At 38.1% G+C, this 13,407-nt stretch carries 13 protein-coding genes; 8 read left to right on the forward strand and 5 right to left on the reverse strand.

The window, feature by feature from the left end; genetic code table 11:
- The first annotated feature begins 145 nt into the window (after positions 1-145).
- From LC419_RS14025 to LC419_RS14055, 7 genes are all read left to right on the forward strand, one after another.
- A complete protein-coding gene (locus LC419_RS14025) occupies positions 146-2,344 on the forward strand; it encodes a zinc-dependent metalloprotease (protein ID WP_223607954.1) in 2,199 nt (732 codons plus the stop codon).
- 475 nt (positions 2,345-2,819) lie between these two features.
- Complete coding sequence (locus tag LC419_RS14030; RefSeq protein ID WP_223607955.1) at positions 2,820-3,536, forward strand: glycohydrolase toxin TNT-related protein; 717 nt, start codon at positions 2,820-2,822, stop codon at positions 3,534-3,536.
- 9 nt (positions 3,537-3,545) lie between these two features.
- Positions 3,546-3,965: a hypothetical protein gene (locus LC419_RS14035; RefSeq protein WP_223607956.1), complete on the forward strand. Its 420-nt coding sequence runs from the start codon at positions 3,546-3,548 to the stop codon at positions 3,963-3,965.
- A 178-nt stretch (positions 3,966-4,143) separates the two neighbouring features.
- Positions 4,144-4,611 (forward strand): nucleoside triphosphate pyrophosphohydrolase family protein, encoded by a 468-nt coding sequence (locus LC419_RS14040; protein ID WP_034730168.1) that lies wholly within the window; start codon positions 4,144-4,146, stop codon positions 4,609-4,611.
- 1 nt (position 4,612) lies between these two features.
- Positions 4,613-5,179: a thioredoxin family protein gene (locus tag LC419_RS14045; RefSeq protein WP_223607957.1), complete on the forward strand. Its 567-nt coding sequence runs from the start codon at positions 4,613-4,615 to the stop codon at positions 5,177-5,179.
- 2 nt (positions 5,180-5,181) lie between these two features.
- A complete protein-coding gene (locus LC419_RS14050) occupies positions 5,182-5,787 on the forward strand; it encodes a DUF4230 domain-containing protein (protein WP_223608243.1) in 606 nt (201 codons plus the stop codon).
- A gap of 12 nt (positions 5,788-5,799) precedes the next feature.
- On the forward strand, positions 5,800-5,982 hold the full coding sequence (locus tag LC419_RS14055; RefSeq protein ID WP_047455765.1) for a hypothetical protein: 183 nt from the start codon (positions 5,800-5,802) through the stop codon (positions 5,980-5,982).
- A 294-nt stretch (positions 5,983-6,276) separates the two neighbouring features.
- Here LC419_RS14055 and leuB read toward each other — a convergent pair whose 3' ends face one another.
- Genes leuB through LC419_RS14075 form a run of 4 tightly spaced genes read right to left on the reverse strand, consistent with a single transcriptional unit; the run spans position 6,277 to position 10,577 of the window.
- The gene (gene leuB / locus LC419_RS14060) at positions 6,277-7,401 is read right to left on the reverse strand and encodes a 3-isopropylmalate dehydrogenase (protein WP_223607958.1); all 1,125 of its coding nucleotides are present in this window, start codon (positions 7,399-7,401) and stop codon (positions 6,277-6,279) included.
- Positions 7,382-7,987, reverse strand: a complete 606-nt coding sequence (gene leuD / locus LC419_RS14065; protein ID WP_223607959.1) for a 3-isopropylmalate dehydratase small subunit — start codon at positions 7,985-7,987, stop codon at positions 7,382-7,384. The genes leuB and leuD overlap by 20 nt, the downstream gene beginning before the upstream one ends.
- Positions 7,988-8,003: 16 nt before the next feature.
- Positions 8,004-9,392, reverse strand: coding sequence for a 3-isopropylmalate dehydratase large subunit (gene leuC / locus LC419_RS14070; RefSeq protein ID WP_223607960.1), 1,389 nt, complete (start codon positions 9,390-9,392; stop codon positions 8,004-8,006).
- 21 nt (positions 9,393-9,413) lie between these two features.
- Complete coding sequence (locus LC419_RS14075; protein ID WP_223607961.1) at positions 9,414-10,577, reverse strand: 2-isopropylmalate synthase; 1,164 nt, start codon at positions 10,575-10,577, stop codon at positions 9,414-9,416.
- Between the two features lie 146 nt (positions 10,578-10,723).
- Here LC419_RS14075 and LC419_RS14080 point away from each other — a divergent pair, with 146 nt between their 5' ends.
- Complete coding sequence (locus tag LC419_RS14080) at positions 10,724-12,268, forward strand: hypothetical protein (protein WP_223607962.1); 1,545 nt, start codon at positions 10,724-10,726, stop codon at positions 12,266-12,268.
- 141 nt (positions 12,269-12,409) lie between these two features.
- Here LC419_RS14080 and LC419_RS14085 read toward each other — a convergent pair whose 3' ends face one another.
- Positions 12,410-13,378, reverse strand: a complete 969-nt coding sequence (locus tag LC419_RS14085; protein ID WP_223607963.1) for a dipeptidase — start codon at positions 13,376-13,378, stop codon at positions 12,410-12,412.
- Positions 13,379-13,407 lie beyond the last annotated feature (29 nt).

Consider the following 13,407-nt stretch of genomic DNA (forward strand, 5'->3'; position numbering starts at 1 on the left):
TTTTTTATAACATAATAAAAATTGAATTATTATTTAATGTTAAAAATAAAAACTTCATTAACGCACGGCTAAAATATTAATAATGAGCGATTTTTGAGGCCAATTATTCACTAGATTTGGAGTAAACCAATTTTAAAAACATCATATGAAAAAACAATTATTGATGATCGGGATGCTTATGATTACAGGCATCACCTTCGGACAGACAGATCAATTATGGTCTGCTACTTCTCTTAAAAAATCAGCTGAAGTATTTGAAAACAAAACAGGGATTGATTCACCAAAGATCTTGAGCCTTGACATTGAAGGATTAAAAAATGCACTTTCCAAAGCTCCAAAAAGATTAGCTGAAGAAGGAAAAACAGAGACTATCATTTCTTTTCCCAATTCCGAAGGAAAGATGGAAGATTTCAAAGTGACAGAAAATTCAAATTTTGCGCCTGAGCTTGCCGCAAAATATCCAGATATCAAATCTTATGTAGGACAAAATGTAAAAGATTCAGGTTCCACAGTCTATTTCAGTCTTTCTCCGTTAGGACTATCCTCTATGGAAATTTATGGAGACAAATCTGCCATTTTCATTGAGCCCTACACAAAAGATCTTTCAACGTATGTGGTTTACAAAAAATCGGATAAAAAAGAAAGCCTTAGTAAATTTGAATGCACCGTTGTAGATGAAGTACAAAAAGCTGCTCCGAATGTCACTGCAAGGCCTAATGCTGATGATGCCAAACTGAGAACTTTCAAATTAGCATTATCCTGCCCTGGAGAATATACAGCCTATTTTGGAGGCACAAAAGCTCAGGCTTTAGCAGGTATGAACAACACGATGACCCGGGTAAATGGTATTTTTGAAAAAGATTTTGCAATCAGAATGGTTCTTATTGCCAATAATGATGCTGTTATTTACACTAATGCATCCACAGACCCCTATTCCAGCGCTGCCAATAAAGACAATTGGAATAGTGAACTTGCATCTACACTCTCCTCAGTATTAGGAGTAGCTAATTATGATATAGGTCATTTTTTCGGAGCGTCAGGAGGAGGAGGAGATGCGGGCTGTCTCGGCTGTGTCTGTAGCACAGATAGCTCAAAAGGAAGTGCCTACACATCACCAGTAGACGGTATCCCTGCAGGTGATAATTTTGACATTGATTTTGTCGCTCATGAAATAGGCCATCAGTTCGGTGGAAATCACACGTTTTCACATACAAATACAGGAGAAGCCGTAAATGTGGAACCGGGCTCAGGATCTACCATTATGAGCTACGCTGGAATTACAGCCCAAGATGTCCAGCCTCATGCCGATTCTTTCTTCCACGCGATAAGTATACAACAAATTACCAATAATATTAAAGCTAAAACATGTCCGGTAAGCACTTCTACAGGAAACACAATTCCTACAGCTAACGCAGGAATAGATTACACCATTCCAAAAGGAACACCATTCATGTTAACAGGAACAGGAACAGATGCAGATGGAGATTCTCTAACCTATATTTGGGAACAAATGGATATAGCTCCAACTACACAGAGAGGAGCAAGTTCTGCAGCAAACGCGACAAAAACGACGGGTCCTACTTTCAGATCATGGACTCCAACGACTACCCCTCTACGATATTTCCCTAGAATGGCCTCTATATTAGCTGGAGCTACTACTACTGCAGGTTCAGAGATTACAGTAGAATCCTTATCTAATGTATCAAGATCATTAAATTTCAGATTTACAGTTCGTGACAACAGAGCCGGAGGCTCGGGAAACAATTCCGATGATGCAAAAATTACAGTAAACAAAACTGCCGGGCCGTTCACTATTTCTTCCCAAAACTCAGCAGCCACCTATACTGGCGGAAGTTCTCAAACGGTAAGCTGGAATGTGGCAGGAACAACAGCCAATGGAGTGAATGCTGCCAATGTAGATATCCTCTGGTCAACAGACAGCGGAAACACATGGACTACTCTGCTTGCTGCAACGCCAAATGATGGGTCTCAGGCTGTAACAATTCCTAATTCAGCCACTACAACGGGGAGAATTATGGTAAAAGGTTCCAATCATATTTTCTTTGATATCAACAACGCGAACATTAAAGTGAATGCAAGTGCCGGAAAAGCAATTCAGGAAACTAAAGAGGTACTTACTGATGTTAAAGTATATCCTAATCCTGTAAAAGATGTTCTGAATATTTCCAACACTACGTCTGAAGATTATAAAATCTTTGATATGACCGGAAAGCTTATCCTTTCAGGGAAACTTGAAAGAGGCAGCGTGAATGTAAGCGAACTGACTCAAGGGGCTTATGTGATTCAGGTTGGAGAAACTGTGAAAAGATTTATAAAAGATTAACACCACTCTAATATAATGTCAAAGGCCGTTCAGTAATGAGCGGTCTTTTTTCATGAATGATAAATGATCATTGATGAATGATATCATTTCATCTTCCGATTCATGAAGTATCAACAGATAGATAATTATTGTTAAAAAAGAATCAATTAACAAATTTCATGTATCAATAATATTTTATTTTAAAAATATTCACCACAATTTGATTTTTTGATTTAAATTTATCCCGCAAAATCATTCTCTTGTTGTACCGCCGAACCCGCTTTATAAAAGTAAGTTCTGAAACTGAATTTTCTGCAGGTATTGGACCTTCCATTTCTGACAGTTATTATAAAATTCGATAAGGCAGCTTTTCAAGTTGTATTTTCGAAAACCAGTAATTTTCACCTTCCAACGTCGGCCTTTGATAACTATTTTGACCACAGGAAGGATCAACATTACAATTATTCAAAAAACTAAAACCATTAAAACTTTTATTATGAAACACTTATTTAAGTACATTTTCTTTTTTGCAATTGCTTCTTTTTCAATTGCCTGTAGCTCCGATAACGATGAAGAGATCATCATTGATCCGGGAGCCGTTACGCATGTATTTTATAAAAATGCAGATGAGTTTGCTTTGACTTATGATGCAGCCGGAACTGTAACCCCAGCCATCAGAAATCAGGCCTTTGATCTGTACAAGCTTGGTAAATGGACCGAACTGGAAGCGCTTTTTAATGCCAATAATCTGAATGGTGGCTGGCCGCCTGCTAACGGCGGATATAATATCTACGATGATGTTCCTTTCCTGGCCGGGCAAAAATTCGACAGATACAGTGGCGCTGTCGGCAACTATGACGGAAACGGAATTCCTACTTTGGGAGGCAGTTTTACCAGTCCTATCATCAACGGGTATGTTTATACTTTTACGCAAAGAGCATTAAATCAGCCTGAAAACAAATATGATTTCTATTATGAAATAGATGTTCTGAATAATTTACTGCCTTTCAAATCTCAGGTAGCAGATGTGATTCCATGGTTTAATCAAGCTGGAGGCGGCAAACAGACCATGTGGAAAATTCCGATCGATATCACCACGGGTTATCAGAAAACCTGGAACAAACTTGCCCAGGAAGGATACATAAAAATTACAATCAAAAGAAGTCCAAGCGGAAAATATAATAACTTAGCAGGTACAGTAATCCAGCAATAAATAAATTACATGTATTCAATATCAAAAAAAATAACAATTGGCCAGCAGGCCCTTATCGCAAAGAATTTTTTCAGCAATGATGAAATTATTCCGGCTGCCGTAACGACATTCACCTGTTGTCAATGCGGCAATGCCAATACCATTACAATAAAGCCTTACGAATCAGGATTTCCGATCTTTCAGATTTATAATGAGGATAAAGTGCTATCTAAAACAGAATTATTCGAAAATAAAATAGTAACGAAAACTTCAGAAAGAATGATTCATTTTGGAGAATTAACGGTAGCTGATTTGCCGACCTTATATTTCGGAACTCAATGTGAATCATGCCACTCAAAGTACATTTGCGTATTCAGCTACGGGGAAAAGCAACCGGGGCTGACCCTATTAAATATCTCAGGGGTCTGGAAATATGAGGATTCGGAATAATTTATTTGAATACAGTACATAAACTTTCTTCTTGAATACTTTAATTCAGAAAATCATTCATAACAAATCCACAGTTTTCAGGCTGTGGATTTTTCATGGACCTATGAACCACAATATGCAGTCTCCATTACAAATTTTCCAAAATCGTTTTCTATCTTTGCTGTAAATAATAAAATTCATGGATAAAATTGACAGTCTGAACCAAGTTGCAGAATTCCACACCACTTTTAAAGCCCCTATTTTAGATACACCACAGATCCCTTCTCAGGAAAGATGTAACCTCAGAGTTGAACTTTTGCAGGAAGAATTAAATGAACTGAAGCAGGCTATTGCTGACAATGATATCGTAGAAATTGCTGATGCCCTGTGTGATCTTCAGTATGTATTAAGCGGTGCTGTCCTTGAATTCGGACTTGGCAGTAAATTTGTAGAGCTATTCAACGAAGTACAGCGTTCCAATATGTCTAAAGCTTGCGATAATGAAGAACAGGCAGAGGAAACTGTAGCATTCTATAAAGAAAAAGGAGTAGAATCTTTTTATGAAAAATCAGGAGAGAAATTTAATGTCTACAGAAAAGCAGATCATAAAGTTCTTAAGAATAAGTACTACTCCCCTGCAGATTTAAAAACAATTATCGAAAAATAATATGAAAAAATTTATTGCCCATATTGTTGCCGTTTCAGGTCTTTTTCTGGCTTCGCAGCAGTTCAGCGCCCAAAAAGTGGTGATGAACCGTGAAGTAGAGACTCAGAATGACGGTAAAATGCTTTTAGGAAACCAATTTAAAGAACAGTTCTTAAAAGCTCCCTATGCAGACTGGTATGTGAAAGAGCATGACGAATATGCTATCGACCAGAAAGCTGTGGATCAACTTAGAAAAGCCAAATTCAATAGCTATTCACTGGTTGTTTTCATGGGAACCTGGTGTGAGGACAGCCACAGAGATTTCCCAAGACTGATGAAAATCCTGGAAGAATTGAAATATCCTGATAATAAAGTCACAATCATTGCGGTGAACCGTAAAAAAGAATCTCCCACCGGAGATGAAGTACGTTACAATATTCAGAAGGTTCCGACTATTATCGTAGAAAAATATGGTAAGGAGATCGGAAGAATCATAGAAATGCCTACCTCCGGATATATCGAAAGAGACCTGGTTGAAATTGTGAAAAAAGACGACAGTTCTGTAATCAAAGAAATCTTTGGCAAATAGTGTTGAGAAATTACAAAATAATTATATCATTCGCAGCGGGAATTCTCGTTATGCTGATCCTGTTCTTCGGGCTTAAATCATGTTTTAATCTAAGCGAAAAGACGGAGAAGTCAGATTACTATATCCTGACCAACCAGATTTCCAAGATGAATAAAATGGTCGTCATGGAGCAGGATATCTCCAGCATGCAGAAAACGAAAATGGGCTATGAAGTGTTTGGAAAAGAAGTTTCAAACAACAGCATTATTACGTACACCAAAACCAATGCGCAGGTTTCTTATGATCTTAATAAAATGAAGATCGAAGTAGATTCCATCAACAAGAAACTGGTGATTACGGCACTTCCTGATGCAGACATCAGAATTACGCCAAGCGTTGAGATTCAGTCGCTGGATGATTCTTTCTTCAACAGAATTTCGGAAAAGGACATTAAAAATGTGACCCAGAAAGCAAAGGAAACCGCCATTAATTCTGTTAATCAGAACCAGCTGAGAACTGAAGGGCGCAAACAATTAATGGAAAATCTTAATAATATTTTCGTTTTGGCAAAAGCTTTGAATTATACTATAGAAGATGAAACCGGCAAGCTCGGTGTTTTAGGACTCTAAAAATTTAAAGCTATGAATTCAGAAGACAACAAAAAGAAGGAATCTGCCAATTCAGCAGAAACGAAAAAACAGAATGAGGATTTTCAAAATATTCCTGCTTCCTCAGAGAAAAGCAATCCACCTGATATTGACAAAGAAGATGTTCAGAAATCCTCCAAAAACAAATCGGGAAAAACGGATAATACTAAAAAATAAACCAAAAGGTTCTGCTCGCTTGAGTGGAACCTTTTTTATTAGTAATTAAACCCCTTAGCTATTGAAAATTTTTAACCATTAAGCCTTATTAAGGTTGTAAGAATCTTAAGGTTTAACTTCGCTTTAAGATGTCCAGATTAAAAAATCATTTGATTTTTTCTTAACTGACCTTACAACTTTTGTGACTTTTGTGGTTAAAAAAATAAATAGTAAGCAGTCAGAAACAGAAAGATTCCGCTCAAATGAATGAACAGAACCTCTCTTTCTAATCTATTATTATATGGACTTAAATGATCATACGATGGTGGATTTTCCGATTTTAATATTCTCGAAATTATAATAGGATTTCTCAGAGTACTTGATATAATCTGCAATAAAACTTCCCACTTCACTCGTGGAATAATGCTGCTCCGAATTAAGATCTACTGTCACATACCTATTTTCAATAGCATGCTCTACCGCTCTTCTCAATTTTTCTGCTGCTTCTGGAAGCTCAAGATAATCAAGCAACATGGCTGTGCTTAAAATAGAAGCTACGGGATTGGCAATACCTTTTCCTTTCGCTTGTGGATAAGAACCGTGAATAGGTTCAAACAGTGCATTCTCCTCACCTATTGATGCAGAAGGAAGAAGCCCGATAGAACCCCCGATAACACTTGCTTCATCAGAAATAATATCCCCGAACATATTTTCTGTCAGAATCACGTCAAACTGTTTCGGATTAAGAACCAGCTGCATCGCTGCATTATCTACAAACATATAATTCAGCTCCACATCAGGATATTGTGACGCTATTTTCTGACAGATCTTTCTCCAAAGTCTGGAAGTATCCAAAACATTGGCTTTGTCAATCAATGTCAGTTTTTTCTTTCTTTTTTCTGCCTCCTTGAAAGCCATATGTGCAATAGGAATAATATCTTCCGTGCTGTATTTACAGACATCGTAGGCATATTTGCCATCGGGATCTGTAAATTTTTCACCGAAATAAATTCCGCTCACCAGCTCTCTGAAAATCTGAATATCCGTTCCTTCAATGATCTCTCTTTTTAAAGGGCTCTTGTCAATCAGTGAAGCATAGGTTTTCAAAGGTCTAATGTTCGCATACAATCCCAGTTCTTTACGGAGTTTCAACAAACCCTGTTCAGGCCTTACTTTAGCTTCAGGATTATTGTCGAAAAGCGGATCTCCGATAGCTCCAAACAGCACTGCATCAGAATCTTTACAGATCTTCAATGTTTCATCAGGCAGCGGGTTACCTGTTTTAAAAATGGCCTCAGCACCCATTAATCCATAGGAAAACTGAAAATTACATTTAAAAACCTCCGCTACAGCATCCAGTATTTTAATGCTTTCACCGACTACTTCCGGACCGATCCCGTCTCCGGGAAGGACCGCAATTTTAAAATAACTGTTGCTCATACTTTTGTGTTTTTAGTTCAAACTGTTTTATCGCCTGTTTTTTGCTGATTAAAAAATCAATATCGTCATAGCCGTTGAGAAGGCATATTTTTTTATAGGAATCAAGTTCAAAAGTTTCTGTCTTTCCGTTAAAGCTGATGGTCTGCTGTTCTACGTTTACATCAATTTCGGATTCAGGGTTTTCTGTAGTATTTTTTAAAATTTCCTTTAAAAATTCTTCTGAAACTTTTACAGGAAGAAGTCCGTTATTTAAGGCATTTCCTTTAAAAATATCCGCAAAATAACTTGATACAATGACTTTGAAGCCATAATCTGTCAAAGACCAGGCGGCATGCTCCCTGCTGCTTCCACAACCGAAATTATTTCCGGCAACCAGGATTTCTCCACTGTATTTGGTGTTGTTTAATACAAAATCAGGATTCGGTTCTCCTGTATGCATATTAAGCCTCCAGTCTCTGAAAAGATTTTCTCCAAAGCCCTTTCTGTCAATGCTTTTCAGGAATCTTGCAGGAATAATCTGATCTGTATCTATATTTTCTGCCGGTAAGGGTACCGCGCGGGATTTTATACGTTTTAATTTTTGCATTAGTCTGTCAAATCTTTTAGTTTAAGCTCTCAAAAGCTGAAATTCTACCTTCTATCGCTGCTTTGGCTGCCGTAAGCGGGCTGGCGAGGATCGTTCTTGCTCCCTGTCCCTGTCTGCCTTCGAAATTCCGGTTGGAAGTAGAAACACAATATTCACCTTCCGGAATCTTATCATCATTCATGGCCAAACACGCTGAACATCCCGGTTGACGGATCTGGAATCCTGCATCATTGAAAATTTTATCCAAACCTTCATCATAGATCTGCTTAACAACCTGCTGAGAACCCGGAACGATCAGGGCTTTTACACTTTCTGATTTATTTTTTCCTTTAATATACTGAGCGGCAGAGCGGAAATCTTCTATCCTGGCATTGGTACAGCTTCCGATAAATACATGATGTACTTTAATCCCTGAAACTTCCTGTCCGGCTTTCAGTCCCATATACTGAAGTGCTTTTTCTTCAGATTCATTCTGTGGCACCGGAATAACTTCATGTACTGAAATTCCCATTCCTGGGTTGGTTCCGTAAGTGATCATCGGAAATATATCTGAGGCATCAAAGGTTAATTCTTTATCAAAAACGGCTCCTTCATCGGTTTTCAGCGTTTTCCAATAGCCAAGTTTATCAGTCCATTCCTCACCTTTCGGCGCAAATGTTCTTCCTTTTACGTATTCAAATGTTGTTTCATCTGGAGCAATCATTCCGCCTCTGGCTCCCATTTCAATGCTCATATTACAGACGGTCATTCTTCCTTCCATCGACATTTCTTCGAAAACATTTCCGGCATATTCACAGAAATATCCTGTCCCGCCGTCGGTTCCGATTTTAGAGATAATATACAGAATCACATCTTTTGGCTGAACATGATCATTCAGTTTTCCATTGACTGTGATTCTCATAGATTTAGGCTTATTGAGCAACAGACATTGGCTGGCAAAAACCTGCGCCACCTGGCTGGTTCCGATACCGAAAGCAATCGCGCCAAATGCACCGTGCGTAGAAGTATGACTGTCTCCGCAAACGATACTCATTCCGGGTTGAGTAATGCCCAGCTCAGGAGCGATAATGTGTACGATTCCCTGATACTGGTGCCCCAGTCCGAATAATTCAACATTATTTTTTTTACAATTCTCTGTAAGTTGCTCTACCTGGTTTCTGGATAATTCATCCCGGATAGGCTGCTCCTGATTCAGAGTCGGAACATTGTGATCTGCCGTAGCTACGATCTGTTTGGGTCTGAAAACTTCAAGATTTCTAGCTTCCAGTTCTGCAAAAGCCTGAGGGCTGGTTACCTCATGGATCAGATGTTTGTCTATATAAATGATTTGAGGTCCGTCGGGGACCGTTTCTACAACGTGAGCATCCCAAACTTTATCAAAAAGTGTCTTTCTATTATTATCCATATTCAATATTAAAATCAATCCCTATACTATTTTACGGCTGCAGACTTCCATGATCATGTACAGATCATCGTTTTTCACTTCTTTTTTAAGATCAGCAACCTTTAAAAACTCCTGATACAAGAAATCAAGTTCGTTTTTAGTGATATCGAAGCCAATATGTTTAAAACGATACGCTAATGCTGAACGACCGCTTCTCGCGGTAAGAATAATCGACGAAGCATTCACTCCCACTTCTGCAGGATCTATGATTTCATAAGTTTCCCTGTTTTTAATCACTCCATCCTGATGAATTCCAGAACTGTGGGCAAAAGCATTGGCTCCGACAATAGCTTTATTAGGCTGTACCGGCATTCCCATCAGATCGGAGACCATGACACTCATCTCATTCAGCATTTTTGAATTGATATCGGTGTGAAAGTTTAAATCCTTATGCTGTTTTAAGATCATCACTACTTCTTCCAAAGCTGTGTTTCCAGCTCTCTCTCCCAACCCGTTGATGGTGCATTCGATCTGACGGGCTCCATTGACTGCTCCTGCGATGGAATTGGCTGTCGCAAGTCCCAGATCATTATGGCAATGGCACGAAATGATTGCTTTTTCAATGCCTTTTACATTTTCTTTCAGGTATTTGATTTTCTGACCATATTCTTCCGGGAGACAATATCCTGTAGTATCCGGAATATTTAAAACAGTGGCTCCTGCTTTGATCACTTCCTCACAAACTCTTGCGAGATAGGCATTGTCGGTTCTTCCGGCATCTTCTGCATAAAATTCCACATCTTCTACGTAGCTTTTAGCGTATTTTACAGCTTCAACAGCACGTTCCAGAATATTTTCACGGGTTGAATTGAATTTATACTGAATGTGAGAATCAGAAGTCCCGATTCCTGTATGAATTCGTGGCCTTTTAGCATATCTTAATGCTTCTGCGGCTACATCTATGTCTTTTTTGTTGGCTCTTGTCAATCCGCAGACTTTGGCATTTTTAACGAGCTTTGAAATTTCTGACACCGATTCAAAATCACCCGGACTTGAAATCGGGAAACCAGCTTCTATTACATCAATCCCTAGCTTATCGAGCCTTTCTGCTATAATCAGTTTTTGCTTTGTATTCAGTTTACATCCGGGAACCTGTTCCCCATCCCTCAGCGTAGTATCAAAAATTTCGATTTTTTCGGAATTCATAATGAAGTTTTTTACTTAATTTTGATCAAAACTACCGCTTACAATATTTTTACGTTTTCATCTTTTCTGAAAATTACAATATTCAACAGCTGACAAAACAACCACATTCATTTAATAATCAATTTATTACATTTTATAAATTTACAATGGCAGAATTGCAGAAAGATTTTTTGTTTGTCCTGATTAAGTCATTAACTACATCTGAAAAACGTCAGTTCAGACTGTACGTGAACCGTCTCGGAATTAATGTGGATGCCAAATTTCTGCTCCTTTTTTCAGAACTGGATAAGATGAAGGAATATGATGAGCAGATCATCATAGAGAAAAAAATTTCCACCAAACAGCAGCTTTCCAACCTGAAAGCCCATTTGTACAAACAGATTCTTGTGAGCCTACGAATGAACCCAAGTCATCAGAACTACAGGATACAGCTTCGTGAGCAGCTTGACTTTGCGAATATTCTTTACCAGAAAGGGCTTTATAAACAGGCTTTAAAAATACTGGATAAAACCAAACAGTCTGCCTTGGAGCTGGATGAAAAAAGCATTGCTTCAGAGATCATCAATCTTGAAAAAGTCATTGAGTCACAGTTTATTACGAGAAGCATTGAAGGCCGTGCCGAAGAACTGATCGAGCAGTCTACCGAGATCAGCCGACAGAATCATTATGCGACGGAACTTTCCAATCTTTCTCTGAAATTATACAGTGAAATGCTGACGTATGGCTATGTAAAAAATGATACAGACCGGGAAAAAGTATTGAACCTGTTCAATGATCAGATTAAGAAAATTAAACTAGATCAACTGAATTTCACGGAAAAACTTTGGTATTTCAAAGCTCATGTCTGGAAAAACCAGTTACTGCAGGATTACAAATACACGCTGAAATATGCCTATCAGTGGGTAGATCTGTTCCATAAAAAACCGGAGATGATCATCAGTCATCCGGTTTGGTACATCAAAGGAAACACTTATCTGTTGAAAATCCTTTTCATGTATGGGAATATTGATATTCTGGAAGAACATTTTGAGAATTTCAATACCATGGTGAATTCCCAGAATTTTGCACAGAATGAAAATCTGCAGGCACTGATCTTTCTTACCCATTACAATACTTTAATGAACATTCATTTTGTAAAAGGTGAATTTTTTACAGGGACAAAACTTATTCCTGAGATAGAACTGAAAATGGAAAGGCTTCGGGAAAAAATTGACGAGCACCATTTTATGATCCTTTATCTGAAAATGGCAGCCATGTTTTTCGGAAGCAAAAAGTTTAAAAAATCCATCGAATATTCCATGAAGGTTGTTGAGTGTAAAGGCAACGTTCAGGAAGATCTTCTATTCCATACAAGGATCTTGATTTTAATGGCAAAATACGAATCCGGGAATGATGAAGACTACGATGAATTCATTAATTCTACCCTGAAGTTTGCCCGAAAAATGAAAAAACCGGAAGCCTTTCATTTTGAAAGCATTCAGTTTTTCAAAAACATCAACAATCTGGTATTAGATCAGCACCAGAAAGCTTTTGAGGCTTTTGATCAAGTGCTTGATGGCTTTTCCAAAAATGAATATTACAGGAGATCACTATTTTATATTGATATCCATGGATGGGTGCAGTCTAAAGTGAAAAATGTGGATGTGATTGAGATTATCAAGCAGAAAGTAAAGTATAAGAGGAAGAGTTAAAAAACGAGCTTTACCGAAGTGTCATGCTTGCTTCGAGTGCCTCAGCCACCAATCGGAATGCCAGTTATTCCGTTGGAATATTCAATTAAAATTACAGAATAATGGTGGCTAAAGAACTCGAAGCCACCATCTCCTAATATTCTATATCCTTTCAATAAAATTCAAAGCATTTTTATAGCTGATCTTTTCCATTAATTCTGTAGAGAAGTCTTTTTCAAGTCTCGCATTGATTGAATTAAAAGCAGAAGCATCATCATATCCTTCAAAGAAAATCGGAAAACGTGATTTATCAGGATGGTTTTTGCAAAAGAAGAAATCGGCACCGTAGGCAATGGCATCTTCTGCTCCAAGATCCAGTCCGTACTGAACATGTTCATACAACACCTCAGGGTTGGTTTCATCCACACAGTTTCGAATAAAATTCAGACCAATCAGACCTTTTCTTTTAATCACTTCTTTCGCCAGCTCATCAGGAAGGTTTCTGTTTTTGTCATGAACTACACGGTAATTGGAATGGCTGGCCAGAATAGGAATATTGTAATTTTTCTGGTCTATATAATTAAGAATGCCATAAGCCAGCTGATCGCTTGTATGCGCAAGATCGATAGGAATTCTCTTGTCTGAAATATAGTCGATCAGGATTTTTCCGTCCTCTTTCAATCCGGCATCGGTATTGTTTCCGCCGCCAAAACGGTTTTCAGTGTGATGGGTAATTCCCAGATAGATAATTTTCTGTGTTTTTTCAATCATTGCATCCAGGTTTTTAAACCCGGAATCCAAGGAATCGTCTTCCCCACAAAATCCAGAAGCATTTTCAATAGAAGCGATCACTCCCACCTTGTTTTCATTCTCAGGATTTTTATAGTTTTCGCCTTCGAATAAGAAGAAATTTTCGTTTTTCAATAGGTCAGAAAATAGTTCAGCCTGTCTGGATCCATAAGCTGTACTACCGGCTCCGGTTGCTGAATAAATAGCCATCACCTGGAGTTTTACATGGCCTTCTTTTAAATAAGGAAGCGAACATCCCAGCTCTTTATCATCAATTGTAGCGCCTTGGCTTAATAAATGGCATAACAGATCGCAGTGCAGATCAATATTAAAGTTTTTCATATCATCGTTCATTTTATCAGTTCTATCTC

It is taken from the genome of Chryseobacterium sp. OSA05B, from assembly GCF_019970065.1.
Classification (GTDB): Bacteria; Bacteroidota; Bacteroidia; order Flavobacteriales; family Weeksellaceae; genus Chryseobacterium.